Origin of the sequence: Streptomyces sp. NPDC093149, from assembly GCF_044754145.1 — a bacterium.
GTDB lineage: Bacteria > Actinomycetota > Actinomycetes > Streptomycetales > Streptomycetaceae > Streptomyces.
On the sequence record NZ_JBIVON010000004.1, the window covers coordinates 325,242 to 341,544 of the forward strand.

The 16,303-nt window shown below is 70.5% G+C and carries 17 protein-coding genes; 7 read left to right on the top strand and 10 right to left on the bottom strand.

Features of this window, described 5'->3' with window-relative positions; all coding sequences use genetic code 11:
• Positions 1-177 precede the first annotated feature (177 nt).
• From ACIQCZ_RS15060 to ACIQCZ_RS15075, 4 genes are read left to right on the top strand one after another with little or no spacing between them, the layout of a single operon-like run.
• Positions 178-1,293, top strand: coding sequence for an aliphatic sulfonate ABC transporter substrate-binding protein (locus ACIQCZ_RS15060; RefSeq protein ID WP_402282563.1), 1,116 nt, complete (start codon positions 178-180; stop codon positions 1,291-1,293).
• 36 nt (positions 1,294-1,329) lie between these two features.
• Entirely contained in the window at positions 1,330-2,118 is a 789-nt protein-coding gene (locus tag ACIQCZ_RS15065; RefSeq protein ID WP_402282565.1) for an ABC transporter ATP-binding protein, read from the top strand.
• The gene (locus ACIQCZ_RS15070; RefSeq protein WP_402282566.1) at positions 2,105-2,983 is read left to right on the top strand and encodes an ABC transporter permease; all 879 of its coding nucleotides are present in this window, start codon (positions 2,105-2,107) and stop codon (positions 2,981-2,983) included. Before ACIQCZ_RS15065 ends, ACIQCZ_RS15070 begins: the two co-directional genes overlap by 14 nt.
• A gap of 8 nt (positions 2,984-2,991) precedes the next feature.
• Entirely contained in the window at positions 2,992-3,744 is a 753-nt protein-coding gene (locus ACIQCZ_RS15075) for a sirohydrochlorin chelatase (protein WP_402282567.1), read from the top strand.
• A gap of 44 nt (positions 3,745-3,788) precedes the next feature.
• Here ACIQCZ_RS15075 and ACIQCZ_RS15080 read toward each other — a convergent pair whose 3' ends face one another.
• Both ACIQCZ_RS15080 and ACIQCZ_RS15085 read right to left on the bottom strand, forming a co-directional pair.
• Positions 3,789-4,421 (bottom strand): DsbA family protein, encoded by a 633-nt coding sequence (locus ACIQCZ_RS15080; RefSeq protein WP_376283619.1) that lies wholly within the window; start codon positions 4,419-4,421, stop codon positions 3,789-3,791.
• 68 nt (positions 4,422-4,489) lie between these two features.
• Positions 4,490-5,074 carry a TIGR03086 family metal-binding protein gene (locus ACIQCZ_RS15085; RefSeq protein ID WP_402282568.1) on the bottom strand — a complete coding sequence of 195 codons (585 nt, stop codon included), beginning with the start codon at positions 5,072-5,074 and terminating at the stop codon, positions 4,490-4,492.
• A 431-nt stretch (positions 5,075-5,505) separates the two neighbouring features.
• Between ACIQCZ_RS15085 and ACIQCZ_RS15090 the strand changes: the two genes are divergently transcribed.
• Positions 5,506-6,375: an aldo/keto reductase gene (locus ACIQCZ_RS15090; protein WP_402282569.1), complete on the top strand. Its 870-nt coding sequence runs from the start codon at positions 5,506-5,508 to the stop codon at positions 6,373-6,375.
• A 13-nt stretch (positions 6,376-6,388) separates the two neighbouring features.
• Positions 6,389-7,243 carry an ABC transporter ATP-binding protein gene (locus ACIQCZ_RS15095; protein ID WP_402282570.1) on the top strand — a complete coding sequence of 285 codons (855 nt, stop codon included), beginning with the start codon at positions 6,389-6,391 and terminating at the stop codon, positions 7,241-7,243.
• Between the two features lie 6 nt (positions 7,244-7,249).
• Here ACIQCZ_RS15095 and ACIQCZ_RS15100 read toward each other — a convergent pair whose 3' ends face one another.
• From ACIQCZ_RS15100 to ACIQCZ_RS15125, 6 genes are all read right to left on the bottom strand, one after another.
• Complete coding sequence (locus ACIQCZ_RS15100; protein WP_402282571.1) at positions 7,250-7,645, bottom strand: DUF4440 domain-containing protein; 396 nt, start codon at positions 7,643-7,645, stop codon at positions 7,250-7,252.
• A complete protein-coding gene (locus ACIQCZ_RS15105; RefSeq protein ID WP_402282572.1) occupies positions 7,642-8,217 on the bottom strand; it encodes a DUF1697 domain-containing protein in 576 nt (191 codons plus the stop codon). Before ACIQCZ_RS15105 ends, ACIQCZ_RS15100 begins: the two co-directional genes overlap by 4 nt.
• Positions 8,218-8,339: 122 nt before the next feature.
• On the bottom strand, positions 8,340-9,542 hold the full coding sequence (locus ACIQCZ_RS15110; protein WP_402282573.1) for a S8 family serine peptidase: 1,203 nt from the start codon (positions 9,540-9,542) through the stop codon (positions 8,340-8,342).
• 452 nt (positions 9,543-9,994) lie between these two features.
• Entirely contained in the window at positions 9,995-11,293 is a 1,299-nt protein-coding gene (locus ACIQCZ_RS15115) for an ABC transporter substrate-binding protein (RefSeq protein ID WP_402282574.1), read from the bottom strand.
• Complete coding sequence (locus tag ACIQCZ_RS15120) at positions 11,293-12,132, bottom strand: carbohydrate ABC transporter permease (protein ID WP_402282575.1); 840 nt, start codon at positions 12,130-12,132, stop codon at positions 11,293-11,295. Before ACIQCZ_RS15120 ends, ACIQCZ_RS15115 begins: the two co-directional genes overlap by 1 nt.
• A complete protein-coding gene (locus ACIQCZ_RS15125; protein WP_402282576.1) occupies positions 12,129-13,079 on the bottom strand; it encodes a carbohydrate ABC transporter permease in 951 nt (316 codons plus the stop codon). The genes ACIQCZ_RS15120 and ACIQCZ_RS15125 overlap by 4 nt, the downstream gene beginning before the upstream one ends.
• 125 nt (positions 13,080-13,204) lie before the next feature.
• On the opposite strand from ACIQCZ_RS15125, the gene ACIQCZ_RS15130 reads away from it, so the two are divergent.
• Positions 13,205-14,071, top strand: coding sequence for a phosphotransferase enzyme family protein (locus tag ACIQCZ_RS15130; protein ID WP_402282577.1), 867 nt, complete (start codon positions 13,205-13,207; stop codon positions 14,069-14,071).
• A gap of 88 nt (positions 14,072-14,159) precedes the next feature.
• On the opposite strand, the gene ACIQCZ_RS15135 is transcribed toward ACIQCZ_RS15130, so the two are convergent.
• Together ACIQCZ_RS15135 and ACIQCZ_RS15140 are read right to left on the bottom strand one after the other, a co-directional pair.
• Positions 14,160-14,888, bottom strand: a complete 729-nt coding sequence (locus ACIQCZ_RS15135; RefSeq protein ID WP_402282579.1) for a 3'-5' exonuclease — start codon at positions 14,886-14,888, stop codon at positions 14,160-14,162.
• Between the two features lie 78 nt (positions 14,889-14,966).
• Positions 14,967-16,199, bottom strand: a complete 1,233-nt coding sequence (locus ACIQCZ_RS15140) for an SAV2148 family HEPN domain-containing protein (RefSeq protein ID WP_351073844.1) — start codon at positions 16,197-16,199, stop codon at positions 14,967-14,969.
• Positions 16,200-16,303 lie beyond the last annotated feature (104 nt).

The following is a 16,303-nucleotide window of genomic DNA, read 5'->3' on the forward strand; positions in this document are numbered from 1 at the left end:
CGGCCAGGGCGGGGTCGCGCGATGTGCGCGATGACGTACGCGCACTGCCTGCGCGCCCACTCGCACCGACCGCACCACCAGCACAGCCAGTTCAGACGAAGACCTGCCGATCTCCCGGCCGCGTCCCCGTAGATCCCGAGGGACGCGAGCACCGGGCCAACGAGAGGAAAGCCTCCCGTGCCTGCCCCCCGTACCACGCTGCGCCGCGGTCTCTCCGCTGCCGCCGTCCTGCCGCTGCTCGCCGCCGCGCTCACCGCCTGCGGATACGGCTCCGAGGCGAAGAGCGACAACTCCAGGAAGTCGGACGTCGCCGCCGACGCGAAGAAGCTCTCCACGGACACCGTGCGGATCGGCTACTTCCCCAACCTGACGCACGCCACCGCGCTGGTCGGTGACCAGGAGGGGATCTTCCAGAAGGAGCTCGGCGGCACCCTGCTCAAGACCTCCCAGTTCAACGCCGGCCCTTCCGAGATCGAGGCGCTCAACGCCAAGTCGATCGACATCGGTTTCATCGGCCCCTCGCCCTCGATCAACGGATTCACCAAGTCCAAGGGCAAGAACCTGAGGATCATCGGCGGTTCCGCCTCGGGCGGGGTGAAGCTGGTCGTCAACCCGAAGAAGATCAAGACCCTGGACGACCTCAAGGGCAAGAAGATCGCCACTCCGCAGCTCGGCAACACGCAGGACGTGGCCTTCCTCAACTGGATCTCCGAGAAGGGCTGGAAGGTCGACGCCCAGAGCGGCAAGGGTGACGTCTCCGTCATCCGTACGGACAACAAGGTGACCCCGGACGCCTACAAGTCCGGTTCCATCGACGGTGCCTGGGTCCCCGAGCCCACCGCGTCCAAGCTGGTCGCCGAGGGCGCCGAGGAACTGCTCGACGAGTCGACCCTGTGGCCCGACAACAAGTTCGTGATCACGAACATCATCGTGTCGCAGCAGTTCCTGAGCGAGCACCCCGATGTGGTCGAGGCGGTGCTGCGCGGTTCGGTGAAGACCAACGCGTGGATCAACGCCAACCCGGACAAGGCGAAGGCCTCCGCCAACGCCGCGCTCAAAGAGCTGACCGGCAAGGCGCTGCCCTCCGAGGTCCTGGACCCGGCGTGGAAGTCGATCCAGATCACCGACGACCCGCTGGCCGCCACGCTGGACGCGGAGGCCGCGCACGCGGTGAAGGCCGGGCTGCTGGAGAAGCCGGACCTCGACGGCATCTACGACCTGAGGCCGCTGAACAAGGTCCTGAAGGCCGCGGGCAGGCCCGAGGTCGCCGACGCCGGTCTCGGCGTCAAGTAAGCCACCCGAACCCAGGATTTCCAGGAGGTGACGACCATGGCGACCACCCTCACCGAGGCCGAGGACCGTACGGCGGTCGGGCACGCCGCCCGTATCACCCATGTCTCCAAGTCCTTCGGCGGGCCGAAGGGGCAGCAGCCCGTCCTCGACGACATCACGCTCGATGTCGCACCGGGCGAGTTCGTCACCCTCCTGGGGGCCTCCGGGTGCGGGAAGTCGACGCTGCTCAACCTGGTGGCCGGACTCGACCGCCCGACCGCGGGGTCCATCGAGACCCCCGGCGGGCGGCCGGCCCTGATGTTCCAGGAGCACGCCCTGTTCCCGTGGCTGACCGCGGGCAAGAACATCGAACTCGCGCTGCGGCTGCGCGGCGTGGCCAAGTCCGAGCGCCGCACGGAGGCGGAGCGGCTGCTCGAACTCGTACGGCTGGGCGGGGCGTACGGGAAGCGTGTGCACGAGCTGTCGGGCGGGATGCGGCAGCGGGTGGCCATGGCACGGGCCCTCGCCCAGGACAGCCAACTGCTGCTGATGGACGAGCCGTTCGCGGCGCTCGACGCCATCACCCGGGATGTGCTGCATGACGAGCTGACCCGGATCTGGCGCGAGACGAGGCTCTCGGTCCTCTTCGTCACACACAATGTGCGCGAGGCGGTGCGGCTCGCCGAGCGGGTCGTCCTGCTGTCGTCCCGCCCCGGCAGGATCGCCCGTGAATGGACGGTCGACATCGAGCAGCCGCGCCGGATCGAGGACAACGCCGTCGCGGAACTGTCCGTCGAGATCACCGAACAACTGCGTGGGGAGATCCGCCGTCATGGCCAGCACTGACACGAAGCCCGACGACCTGGCCGGTCTGGAGGCCGGACTCGACGCGCTGGACGCCGTGCAGGTGCGCCGTACCCCGGTGCGCGAGGTGCTGCTGCGCAAGGTGCTTCCGCCGGTGCTCGCGGTGGCGCTGGTGGTCGTCGTCTGGCAGCTGCTGGTCGAGGCCCAGGTCACCGACGACTACAAGCTGCCCTCACCGGCCGCGGTGTGGCACAGCGCGTTGGACATGTGGCTTCAGGGGACGCTCCTGGAGGTCGTCTGGACCAGCATCTCGCGTGGTCTGCTCGGCTTCCTGCTGGCCGTGGCCATCGGCACGCCGCTGGGTCTGCTGGTCGCCCGGGTGAGGTTCGTACGGGCCGCGATCGGCCCGATCCTGTCCGGGCTGCAGTCCCTGCCGTCGGTCGCCTGGGTGGCACCGGCCGTGATCTGGCTCGGGCTGAACGACAGGATGATGTACGCGGTGATCCTGCTGGGCGCCGTCCCTTCGGTCGCCAACGGCCTGGTCTCCGGCGTCGACCAGGTCCCCCCGCTGTTCCTGAGGGCGGGCCGCACGCTCGGCGCCACCGGGCTGCGCGGGACCTGGCACATCGTGCTGCCGGCCGCACTGCCCGGCTATCTGGCGGGGCTCAAGCAGGGCTGGGCGTTCTCCTGGCGTTCGCTGATGGCAGCCGAGATCATCGCGTCCTCCCCCGACCTCGGGCTGGGGCTCGGTCAGCTGCTGGAGAACGGCCGCAACAACGCGGACATGCCGGGCATCTTCCTCGCCATCATCCTGATCCTGTTCGTCGGTATCGCGATCGATCTGCTGATCTTCAGTCCGCTGGAGCGGTGGGTGCTGCGCAGCCGCGGTCTCCTCGTCAGGAACTGAGCCGCACCATGACCGCCCCGGTACTCCTCGTCATCGCCCACGGCAGCCGCGACCCGCGGCACGCCGCGACCGTGCACGCGCTCACCGCGCGGGTGCGGTCGCTGCGGCCGGGACTGCGCGTGGAGACCGGTTTCCTGGACTTCAACGCGCCTTCGGTACCCAGGGTGCTGGAACGGCTGGCCGCGCAGGGAGCGGGGGACGTCATCGCGCTTCCCCTGCTCCTCACGCGGGCCTTCCACGCCAAGTCCGACATCCCGACGGTGCTGCACGAGGCCCGGACCCGTCTGCGCCGGCTGCGCATCGTGCAGGCCGAGGTGCTCGGCCCGTCGCCGTTGCTGAACTCGGCGCTGGAACGGCGGCTGTTCGAAGCCGGGATCCGTCCCGGTGAACGGTGCTCGACCGGGCTCGTCCTGGCCTCGGCGGGCTCCACGGACCCGGAGGCGATCGCAGTGATCGCTGAAATCGCGCGGGAGCTGCGGCACACCGGTTGGTGTTCCGTGCGGCCTGCGTTCGCCTCCGCATCCCTTCCGCGGACCGAGGACGCGGTACGCGCCCTGCGGGCCGAGGGTGTGCGGCGGGTGGCGGTCGCCCCGTACGTCATCGCACCCGGCCGGCTCCCGGACCGTATCGCCACGGGGGCCGCCGGCGCGGACGTGCTCGCCGATGTACTGGGCGCATCGCCGGAGTTGGCTCGACTGCTGCTGACCCGGTACGACGAGGCCCGTATCCCGCTCGCCCCGCCCGCCTCGCTCAGCGCATAGGGTCTTTCGTCCGGATCACACGGGGCGCGCCCCGGTGCCGCGCCTCAGCCCACGTCGAGACTGCCGGTGCGGGTGCGCTTGAGCTCGAAGAGATCCGGATTCCCGGCAAGCTCCCGGAAGCTGTCGAAGAGGCGTGCGGCCTTCTCTCCGCGCGGCACGGCCCTCAGGACGGGCCCGAACCAGACCGAGCCGTCGACATGGATCGTGGGCGTACCGACGTAACCGTCCGCCTCCGGATCCTTGCCGGCGTCGTGGCTGCGCCGCAGCGCCTCGTCGTACGTCTCCGAGTGCGCCGCGGCTGCCAGCGCGGCCGGCAGACCGAGCTGCGCGAGGGATTGCGCGATCACCTCGTCGAAGTCCTCGTTCTTCTGCTGGTGGATGCGGCTGCCCATGGCGGTGTAGAGGTCGCGGAGCACCGCGTCGCCGTGCTCGGCCGCCGCCGCGACGGCGACCCGTACCGGGCCGATCGACCTGTCGACCAGTTCCCGGTACCAGTCGGGGAGTTCGTTGCCGATGTTGTGCAGGTGGAGGCTCATGACGTGGAAGCGGAGCTCGATGTCCCGCTGCTGCTCCACCTCCAGCATCCAGCGGGAGGTGATCCAGGCGAACGGGCAGGCCGGGTCGAAGTAGAAGTCGACGACGGCCCTGCCCGTGTCCGGTGTGCGGTGAGTGGTCATGCGTCGAGCCTAGCCAGGTATTGGCGTACCCCTCCGGGCCATTCACCGACCGATCGGCTGGGCCATTTTCAGGCCCGGCTCCAGTGCGGGTCGCGTCCGCTGTGGGCCAGTGCCCGATCGAGCACCGAAGCCGATCCGGGCACCGTCACCTCGTCGGCGAAGCCGTCGTACTGCCGGTAGAGCGCGGCGGAGGCGTCGACGATGTCGAGGAGGTGGGCCGCCGCCGCGTCGGACAGCCGGAACTCCTGCCCGGTGGCCCGTGCCACGTCCCAGGTGTGCAGGGCCGTCTCCTCGATGAGCATCGCGGCGATCTCGGAGGCCGGGGACGTCGAACCCCCCAGGTCGATCTCGCCCTCCCAGACCGCCGGGTCCGACCAGGCGGCGACGGCGCGGTCCAGCTGGGCCGCGTAGGTCTGCGCCCAGTCGGCGTCGGCGGTGAAGTCACGGTTGACGAGTTCGTCCGGGAGGTCCTTGCGCAGGGCGCGGTGCTCCAGACCGTACGAGGTGTAGAGCACCCAGTGGTTGATGAGTCCGCGCAGGTCCCACTCGCCGCAGGGGGTGGTGGGCAGGTCGAGCTGTTCGGCGCTGATGGAGCGGGCGATCCGGGCCGCCTCGGCAGCGCATTCGGTCATGTGGGCGTGCTCGTTCTTCATGCGTCCCAGGCTAGGACCGGCCACTGACAACGGTCTTGAAGAAAGGCGACGCCGACCGCGGACCGCGGTTTCGGGAGGCGGCGTCGACGAGAGCGACCAAAGGGCTGTCCCGTGATCCGCGGTGGATCAGCGCGCGGCGTCGGATGCGGTGCATCGCAAGGCGGAGGGGTGTCCGCATACCGGATATGTATGTGGACGTTCCGACAACGCGGCGAGGTGCCGTGGCTGTCGTCGCGTGCCCGCCGGGGATCACGGGGCAGCCCTTGGCTCGGCCACGGACATCGAACCGGGTTCCCGGCGCTCGCTCGCGAAGGTGTTCGCGATGCGCCGCAGTGTGTCGTCGACCGGTGCGGGTATGCCGTGGAGCCGACAGCACCTCGGCACAGGGGGGAGTCGTGGCATCGACCGCGCACAGCACTACTGTTCCTGTCATGTCTTCCATGTCACGGCCTCTCGACGATGTGTTCCTGCTCGGTGGTGAGCTGCCCGTACGTCGTCTCGGCTACGGCACCGCCCAGCTGACCGGCCCCGGATACTGGGGGCCGCGCGGTGACCGGCGCGACGCCGTGGCCGTGCTGCGGACGGCCGTCGAGCAGGGCGTCACGCTCATCGACACCGCCGACAACTACGGTCCCGCGCTGGCCGAGGAACTGGTCGCCGAAGCCCTCCACCCCTACCCCCGGGAACTGGTGATCGCGACCAAGGGCGGGGTGGTACGCACGAGCGACAGCGCCTGGCACGTCGCGGGCCGTCCGGAGCAGCTGCGGGCGATGTGCGAGGCCAGTCTGCGGCGGCTGCGGACGGACCGGATCGATCTCTACCAGCTGCACCGGCTGGACCCGGACGTACCCATGGCCGACCAGTTGGGCGCCCTCGACGCGTTGAGGCGGGAGGGTAAGATCCGGTACATCGGTCTGGACACCCTCACCGCCGACCAGCTGGAGCAGGCTCTCTCCCTGACCGGGATCGCCTCGGTGCAGAACCGCTTCAACCTCCTCGACCGTTCGTCGGACGCGGTACTGAAGGTGTGCGAGACCCATGGCCTCGCCTTTCTGCCCTGGTTCCCACTGGCCAACGGCGCCCTGACCGGCGAGGCGGCCACGGCACTTACCGACATCGCCGATCGGCACGATGCCACCCGCGGGCAGATCGCCCTCGCCTGGCTGCTGCACCGCTCCCCCGTGCTGTGCCCGACCCCGGGCACCGGTTCGCCCGCCCATCTGGCGGAGAACCTGGGGGCCCGTGAGGTCGGTCTGTCGGCCGAGGACATGAGCCGCCTGGAGGCGCTCGCACCCGCATGAAGGAAGGCCCCGCATGAGCACACACATCACGGCCGCCGTCCCCGGCCCCGCCGGTGTCCCCGGTTCACCCGCCGCCGTCCCGGTGATCCGGGCCGACGGCGTCTCGCTCGTGCGGGACGGCACCGTCCTGCTCGACTCGGTCTCCCTGGTCGTGCGGGGCGGCGAGCACTGGGCCCTGCTGGGTGCGAACGGGGCGGGCAAGAGCACGCTGCTGGGACTGCTCGGCGCGGTCAACCACCCCACCAGGGGCTCGGTCGAGGTGTTGGGGCGCACGCTGGGGCGAGTCGATCTGCGGGAGCTGCGGTCGCTGCTCGGACATGTCAATCCGCGCCATCCGCTGCGTTCCCCGCTGTCGGTGCACGAGGTGGTGCTGACCGGCCTGACCAACTCGGTCGAGCCGGTCCCGCGCTGGTCCGCGAGCGCGGAGCAGCGGGCCCGGGCGGAGCGGCTGCTGAAGATGCTCGGCATGGGCGGCAAGACCGGATCGCGCTGGCCCGCGCTCTCGCAGGGCGAGCGGGGACGCACGCTCATCGCCCGCGCACTGATGCCACAGCCTCGGCTGCTGCTGCTCGACGAGCCGGCCACGGGCCTTGATCTCGCCGCTCGTGAGCAGTTGCTCGACAGTCTGGACACACTGCGCGAGGAGCATCCGGAGCTGGCGACGGTCCTGGTCACGCATCATCTGGAGGAGCTGCCGGCCTCCACCACGCACGCGATGCTGCTGCGGGGCGGGCGGTGTGTGGCGTCGGGCCCGGCCGACGAGGTGCTGACCACCGGTCAGGTCAGCGACTGCTTCGGACATCCGGTGCGGATCTCCCGTACGGACGGCCGGTGGGCGGCTCGGGCGCAGCGCGTCACCCGTCGCTGAGCGGGTTCAGTCGTCGGTCTCGTCAGCGGTGTTCGCGGCTGCGTCGAACGGCGTGGCCTGGTGGAAGTAGAGCACCCAGCCCGCGTCGGTCAGCCGCCACAGCGAACTGCGATGGGCGAGGTGGCCTTTCGTCTCGGTGTCGTAGGTGAGGTGGACCAGTTCCGCGTCCAGCTGGAGGCCGCGCATCCGGGACGCGGTGAGCGGTCCGGGACGTGGAGCGTCCTCGGCGGTGAGCGAGGCGATCAGCGCGTCGCGGTCCCAGACGCGGCCGGCGGAGTCGATCTCGCGGTACTCGGGGTGCAGCACCTGGGTGAGGAGTTCGGCTGAGGCGCGGACCAACGGGTCCAGGAGGCGGAGCTCGCCCTCCATGGCCGCGGCCACGCCCGGGGACGGTTCGGTCATGAGCGGGCTCCGTCGTGTGCGGTCCCGGCCGACGCGGTCATCTCCACGAGCTTGACCACGGTGTTCCAGTTGCGCGAGGTGGCGATGACGCCCTTGTTGCGGGCGGGGCGGAAAAGGGCTTCGGCGAGTTTGGAACGGCCCAGCCCGTCGGGGGTGTAGAGGTAGAGCGCGCGGTCGCCGAGCCGGAACTCCTCGGGGAGGAAGGCCGCCGCGTCGATCCCGGCGAAGCGTTCGGCGTCGACCGGCTGCGCGTAGTAGGTGATGTGCAGTTGCCTGCCTTCGAGTTCGTCGGCCGGGAACGGGCAGGCCGCGGCAACTGCCGTGAGGTAGCCGCCGTCCCGGACCAGGCAGGGGACCGGGAAGCCGAATCGCTTCTCGATGGCCTGTTCCAGCTCGGCGGCGAGTGCGTCCTCGTCGTCCGACGTGCTGCTGAAGACGGCGTTGCCGCTCTGCAGATGGGTACGGACGTCTCCGTGGCCGAGTTCGGTGAGCAGTGTGCGCAGTTCGGCCATCGGAACCTTCTTGTGGCCACTCACATTGATCCCGCGCAACAGCGCCACGTACATCGTCATGGGCACACCATAGGACGATCCGTCCACGCCGTGCGGCCGCCGCGCCCCGTGGGGGAGGGCGCGGCGGCCGCCGACTCCGTTGCGCCGGGCGCGCGCCGCCCGGTCGCGACTGCGGGGATCGGCTACTCGACGATCTTCAGCAGCTTGTTCGGCGTGCCCTCGGTCGCGTTGGAGATCGCGTCGGGGGTGGCTCCGTCGGTCAGCGCCGTGGCGACCTCCGCCGGGGTGGCGTCCGGGTGTCCGGAGAGGTAGACGGCGGCGGCACCGACGACGTGCGGGGTCGCCATGGACGTACCGGAGATGGTGTTGGATCCGTCGTCGCTGTCGTTCCAGGACGAGGTGATGTCCGATCCGGGTGCGTAGATGTCCACGATCGAGCCGTAGTTGGAGAACGAGGACTGTTCGTCGTCCACCGTGGACGAGGCGACGGTGATGGCCTGCGGGACGCGGGCCGGGGAGGTCTCGCTCGCGTCGGAGGAGTCGTTTCCGGCGGCCACCGCGAAGGTGACTCCGGAGGCGATGGCCTTCTGGACCGCCGAGTCGAGCGCCTCGTCCGCGCCGCCGCCGAGGCTCATGTTGGCGACGGAGGGGCCCTCGTGGTGGGCGGTGACCCAGTCGATGCCCGCGACGACCTGCTCGGTGGTGCCCGAGCCGGAGTCGTCGAGGACCCGCACGGCGACGATCTTCGCCTTCTTGGCCACGCCGTACGTCGCACCGGCGATGGTGCCTGCCACATGGGTGCCGTGGCCGTTGCCGTCATCGGCGCTGTCGTCGTCGTCCACCGCGTCGTAGCCCGAGACGGCCCGGCCCTCGAAGTCGTTGTGCGTGGTGCGGACACCGGTGTCGATGACGTACGCGGTGACGCCCTCGCCGGCGCTGTCCGGGTAGGTGTACGCGTTGTCGCCGGCCGTCTCGGTCTGGTCGATCCGGTCCAGCCCCCAGGAGGGCGGGTTGTCCTGGGTGGCGTCGATGTGGAACTTCTTGTTCTGAACCACCTGGGAGACGGCCGGGTCGGCCGCCAGGCGCTTGGCCTCGGTCAGCGACAGACCGTCGGCGGAGAAGCCGTTGATGGCGGAGCTGTAGTTCCGCTTGAGCTTGCCGCCGTACTGCTTGGCGAGCTTCGCCTTGTCGGCCTTGTGGTCCAGCATCACGATGTAGCTGCCCGGGACGGCGGTCGCCGCGTCCGCACCGTGGACGGTGCCCATCGCGGGAGCGGGTGCGGCTCCGGCGACGGGGCTGCCCAGCAGGGTGACTCCGGCCGCCGCGGCCACCGCGGTTATGGCGGCGGTCAGCTTGATCCGGCGTGCGCGCTTGTGAATTGCCATGAAGAGGGGTCTCCTCGTCATCTTTGTGGGGGGATTGGCCCCCGGCCGGAAGATCTCCGGGGGCTGGCTCGAAACCCTCACTCATTGACGCGCTCAGATCAAGGCCTTCATCCGGCTGTGACTTACACAACAAGGCTTCGTAATAAGAAACCGGCCAGCTGTGTTCAAGTCGGGCACCGCCTCCACGACCTGAGCCGCACGGGCGGGGCGCGCCGCTCCCGCAACGACGACCGGCGCTCTTCGCAAGAGGGAAGGCGGACCCCGTCCGGGCACCCGGACGGACGAGGAGTCGACCTGATTCCGCCCCCACCCGCCGGTCGGCAGATGTGTGGAGGACCGGTCGCGCCTCGCCGTCGGGACGCCTCGGTTCCTTTCGTTCGGGTCGGGACGGATCGGTGAGGGGCACGCGCGCCCGGCCCCGCCCGAAGGAGAGGCCCGCCGCACCCGACGCGTCAGCGCTGGTAGCGGGCCAGCACCCGGTTCCCGTCGTCCACCAGACGTTTCCTCAGCTCCTCGGCACCGATCGCTCCGCTGTAGTACTCCTGGAGGGCCGGTGTGGCGACCTTGTCCTTCCATTCCGGGTAGCCGCGGACCGACTGGGCGGGGGCCGGGCGGAGCGCCTTCGCGACCGCGACACCGGTCGCCCAGCCGTCCTTGTCGGTGTGCAGGGCCGGGTCCGCGAGAGCCTCGGTCCCGGTCGGGAGCATCCAGTCCCCCTTGGCCAGTCGCACCATGTTCCTGGGCCGGAGCAGGAAGTCGATGAACCGGGCGGCCTCCTTCTTGTGCGGGCTGGCCTGCGAGACGGAGAGGGTCTGCGGGCTCACCCCCTGGGCAAGCCCGCCGCTGCCCGCGGGGGCGGGCAGGACCGTCCACTCGAAGCCCTCGGGGGCCTGTTCGGCGACCTGTTGACGGTACGAGAAGCCGAGCGGAACCATCGCGTACTTGCCGCCGAAGAATCCGGGGAGCGTGTCGGAGCCACCCATGCCGAGCGCGGTGCGGGCGGCACTGCGATCGGTCTCGACCTGGTCGCGAATGGTGTCGGGCACGACCCGATCGCTCTTCTCCGAACGGATGGTGACCTTGCCGTCGGCTCCGCGGTGGAAGAGCCGGCCGTCGGCGGAGAGCCCGAGGTTGAGGGTGACGGAGACCGGCTCCTTGAGCGGCCAGGCCACGCCGTACCGCCCCTTGCCCGTCAGTTCCTTGGCGACCCGGCGGAACTCGGCCCAGCTCCAGGGGCTGTCGGGGGTCGGGACGCGGACGCCCGACTCCTGGAGGATCCGGGTGTTGGCGATCAGGACGCGGGGCTCCTGGAGGAACGGCACTCCGTAGACGCCGTCGCCGAAGGTGGTGGTCCGCCAGCTCTGCTGCGGGATGTCGGCGGTCAGCCGGTCCGGGAGGAGCGTGCGCAGATCGGCGAGGTAGCCGCCGTACGCGAAGTCGGCGAGGTCGTCGGACGCGTCATGGATGACGTCCGGCGCCTCGTCGCCCTCGAAGGAGGTGAGCAGCTGGTCGTGGACGGTGTCCCAGCTGCCCTGGACGTAGGTGACATGGATGTCGGGGTGGGTTGCGTTCCACTCCCTCACCAGTTGCTTGTTGGCGTCGACGGACTCCTTCTGCCAGGCCAGCGACTGGAAGGTGAGCTCGGTGCGTCCGCTGCCGTCCCCGCCGTCGCCCGTCCCCGAGCAGCCTGTGAGCAGCAGGGCCAGCGCGGTGACCACTGCGGCGGCCGTCCTCCGTACCGGAGCGGCCATCAGCTCTTCACCGCCCCGGCCAGCAGGGAGCCCGTGATCCGCCGCTGGATGATCGCGAAGACGACCAGCGAGGGCAGGGTCGCGAGGAACGCGGCGGCGGCGAGCGGCCCGAGATCGGCCGCTCCCTCCGCGCCGATGAAGTGGGTCAGCACGACCGGCAAGGTCTGTTTCTCCGGTGTCTTGAGCAGGACGAGTGCGAAGAAGAACTCGTTCCACGCCGTGATGAACGCGAAGAGCGCGGTGGCGACGATGCCGGGCGCCAGCAGCGGTGCGGTGACCGAGACCAGCGTCCGCAGCCGGCCCGCGCCGTCGACCGAGGCGGCCTCCTCGAGTTCGGTGGGCACGGCCCGTACGTAGCCGGTCAGCATCCACAGCGCGAAGGGCAGCGCCCAGACGACGTACACCATGACCAGACCCCACAGGGAGTTGATCAGATGGAGATGCTTCAGGATCAGGAAGAGCGGAATGATCAGCAGCACGAACGGGAACGCCTGGCTGATCACGACCCAGCCGGTGGTGGCCGTCGAGAGCCCGGAGCGATGGCGGGCCGTCACGTAGGCCATGGGCGTGGCGATGACGACCGCGATGAGGGCGGCGCAGAGCGCGGCGGTCAGCGAGTTGGCGGCGGCCTGGAGCAGTGGCTGTTCGTCGAACGCCTCGCGGAAGTTGTCCAGCGTCGGGTGTTCGGGAATCCAGGTCGGGTGCAGGGAGCCCAGTTCCCTCGCCGGTTTGAAGGCGGTGGAGATCAGCCACAGGAACGGGAGCGCCAGAAAGACGAGATAGCCGAGCAGCGCGACGTACTGCCCGGCTCGCGCACATCCGCCGGCACGTACGCTCACCGGTCCTCGCCTCCTCCGAGCCGGCCGACGAGATGCACCGCGAGGATCACGGAGATCACCGCGACCATCACACAGCCCATCGCGGCGGCGTAGCCGAACTGTCCGTAACGGAAGGCCTCTTCGTACGCGAAGAGCATCGGCAGCCGGGTTCGGCCACCGGGTCCGCCGTTGGTCAGCACGTAGACCAGGGCGAAGGCGTTGAAGTTCCAGATGAAGTTGAGCGCGGTGATGGAGAGCGCGACCGGTCTGAGCGCGGGCCAGGTGACGGTGCAGAAGCGGCGCCAGGCGCCCGCTCCGTCCAGTGCGGCCGCCTCGTGGAGTTCGTGCGGGGTGTTCTGCAGTCCGGCGAGCAGGGCGACGGTGGTCTGCGGCATGCCGGCCCAGACGCCCACCACGACCACGGCGGGCAGCGCGGTGGCCAGTCCGGTGAGCCAGTCCCGGCCGTCGCCGAAGCCGAGATCGCGCACGGTCTCGTTGAGGACGCCCGCGTCCGGGTGGTAGACGAGCCGCCACATGATGCCGACGACCACCTCGGGCATCGCCCACGGAATGATCGCCAGCGCCCGCGCCAGCCAGCGCAGCCGCAGATTCTGGTTGAGCAGCAGGGCGAGGCCGAGCGCCAGCACGAACTGCGGGACGGTGACACCGACCGCCCACAGCAGGCCGATGCGGAACGAGTCCCAGAAGAGGGCGTCGTGCAGCAGATCCTGGAAGTTCAGCCCGCCCACCCACTGGGTGGAGCGGGTGCGGCCGGACTGGGCGTCGGTGAAGGCCAGCGCGATGCCGTAGAGGAGCGGGCCGACGCTGAGGATCAGGATCGGGATCAGCGCGGGCAGTACCAGGAACCAGGTGCCCGCGCTCCGGCGCGTCGTCCGGATCCGCCCGCCGTACAGGCCACCGACCGGGCCGTGCCTCCCGGTTCGTACCGTTGCAGTCGCCAATGTCATGAATTCGCCCCCTTGCGTCATTCGATCGGTTTCATACCGTTCTGGCCGCTCAGGTGGCCCTCGTCATCGTGCTGACGGTCCATCGGTTCGTCAAGCGGGCCTGCACGGATGCGAAAATCGGAGCCATGAACGAGATGCGTGCGCGCGAGGTGCTGACCGCTGCCGGGCTGTCCGGCGGTGCGGAGCTGCTCGCGCTGGGTGAGAACGCGGTGTTCGCCGTGGACGACTTGGTGGTCAAGGTCGGCCGGAACGCCGTGCGGAACCCGGAACTTCGGGACCGGGCCGAGCGCGAGGTGGCTGTCGCGCAGTGGCTGGCCGCCTCCGGGGTTCCCGCCGTACGGGCCGCGGAGCCCGGGGCGCGGCTGGTGGAGGGCCACCCGGTGACCCTCTGGCACCGGCTGCCCGACGCAGTACGCCCGGCCGAGCCGCGGGATCTGGCGCACCTGCTCACCCTGGTCCACGCGCTGCCCGACCCCGACGGTTTCACCCTTCCGCGCCGTGAGCTGCTGGGCGGGGTCGAGCGCTGGCTGCGGCTCGCGGGCGATGCGATCGACCCGGCCGACGCCGACTATCTGCGCGAACGCCGCGACGGCTTCGCCGCAGCCGCGGCCGCGCTGGTCCCTCATCTTCCGCCCGGCCCGATCCACGGCGACGCGCTCCCCCGGAACGTCCACATCGGTCCGGACGGGCCGGTGCTGGTCGACCTGGAGACCTTCTCCACGGATTTGCGCGAGCACGATCTGGTGGTGCTCGCGCTGTCCCGGGACCGGTACGGACTGGCGGCCGAGGCGTACGACGCCTTCACCGCCGCCTACGGCTGGGACGTCCGCGCATGGGACGGCTGCGCGGTGCTGCGCGGTGCGCGGGAGACGGCCAGCTGCGCCTGGGTGTCCCAGCACGCACCGACCAACCCGAAGGCCCTCGCGGAGTTCCGCCGCCGGGTGGCGTCGCTGCGCGACGGCGACACCGCGGTGCGGTGGTATCCGTTCTGACGCCGTGAGGAAAACCGTCCGGCGGCCGTCGCGCCCCCGGCGACCGGACGGGCTCAGAAGACGCCCCGGGCCGCACCGGCTCGGACTCTCAGCCCGCCACTCGGGCCGGCTCCCGCAGGGGCCAGTGACCGTCGACCACCGCGTCCGCCGTGCCCTTGCGGCGCAGGAACTGCTGGAAGTCGGCCGCCCATTGCGCGTACCACTCCACCTGGCGCTCATGCAGCTCGGCGGCGGTCAGTCCGGCCACCGAGCCGTGCCGCTCGGCTATCGCGTACGCCACCCGGACCGCGGCCAGTGCGTCCGCCCCCGCGTCATGGGCGCCGCCGTGCACCACGCCGTACTCGACGCAGACCGCTTCGAGGGTGCGCTTGCCCTTGCGGTAGCGGTCGACGGTCCGGTCGATGGTGTACGGGTCGATGACGGGTCCGATCCCTGCCCCGTCGAGCCGGTCGCTCAGCGACGGCAGCCCGTGCCGCCGGAGCTCCGCCGTGAGCAGCGTCAGGTCGAAGGCCGCGTTGTACGCGACGACCGGCACCCCCTGGCGCCAGTAGCCGGTGAGTGTCTCGGCGATCTCGTCGGCCACCTCGCGCACCGGCCGGCCCTCCGCCGCCGCCCGCTCGCTGCTGATGCCGTGGATCGCCGAGGCCTGTGCCGGAATCCGGACGCCCGGATCCGCCAGCCAGGTGCGCTGGCGCACCGGCTCCCCGCCCCGGCCCGCGACACCGACGACCGCGGCTGTCACGATCCGGGCCTCCAGCGGTTCCGTACCCGTCGTCTCCAGGTCGAAGCCGACCAGCGCCTCCCGGTGCCAGCTCATCCCGTACCTCCTTCGTGGTGCTCTCCCCCAGGTGATGACCACCCTCGCACGCACCACTGACAACGGAGCGAGGGCCCCTCAGGAGACGGGCCGGGAGTCCGTCCACACGGACTCGAATTCCTCGCGGTACGTCTCGAACAGCCCGTGCTCGTTGTCCTGGCCCGCCCGGACCACCGCACGCCCGCCGCCCCGCAGCACCAGCACGGGTGCCTCCATGCCGCGTGCGCGCCGCAGATACGGCTGGACGACCCCGACCGCGTCCGTCCCGTCGCCGTCGACCAGATAGGCCGTGAAGCGCGGCGTCTCGTCGAAGACATGGATCTCGAAGGCGCCCGGGTCACGGAGCTTGGAGCGGACCCGGCGCATGTGAAGGATGTTCATCTCCACCGACCGGCTCAGCTCGCCCTTCTTGAGACCCAGTTCCCGTTCCCGGCGCTTGACCGCGCTGCTCGCCGGGTTGATGAAGAGCAGCCGGACCCGGCAGCCCGACTCGGCGAGCCGGATCAGCCTGCGGCCGGAGAAGTTCTGCACGAGCAGATTGAGCCCTATGCCGATCGCGTCGAGACGGCGCGAACCGCCGAAGAGGTCCTCGGCGGGCAGCTGGCGCTGGAGGCGCACCCGGTCGGAGTGGACGGAGACCACGTCCGCGTACCGGTCGCCGACCAGCTCCTCGACGGCATCGACCGGCAGCCGGTCGGACGACGGGACCGCGGCGCCACTGCCGAGGATCTCCAGGAGCCGGGCGGAGGCGCGCTCGGCCTGGGCGAGAACCGCCTCGTTCAGGGCGCGGTTGCGGGAGACCACATTGCGGGCGACCTCCAGTTCGTCGAGCGCCAGCTCGACCTCGCGCCGGTCGTCGAAGTACGGCTCGAAGCACGGCCAGTGCTGGACCATCAGCTCGCGCAGCTGCGGCAGCGTGAGGAAGCTGAGCACGTTGTCGTCGGCCGGGTCCAGCAGATAGCCCTTGCGGCGCGAGACCTCGCGCACGGCCACGGCGCGCTGCACCCACTCCTGTCCGGCCGGGCCCGCGGCGGCCACCACCCAGTCCTCGCCGTGGACCGGCTCGTAGATGGGCCGGAGCACCGCGGCGACCACGGCGCGCAGCCGCTGCTCCACGAGATTGAGCCAGATGTAGGCACGTCCGGCCCGCTGGGCGCGCGTGCGCACCTCGCTCCAGGCGTCCGCTCCCCAGTCCAGTTCCGCGCCGATCTCCATGGGCTGCGCAAGTGAGACCGCCCCTGGCGGGGCATCGGTGGATTCCCCCTCGTGACCTGCGTCACCTGGGGGCAGCTCGAACCCTCCCGAGCTCAACCGCGCACCGCCTTCCACTCCCCCACCAACGATCAAGGAAGGGTACTCCGCGAGCGGGAGCCGGTGCAGCCGGATGCACAGGCTGCTTCCTCAACTCCCCTATG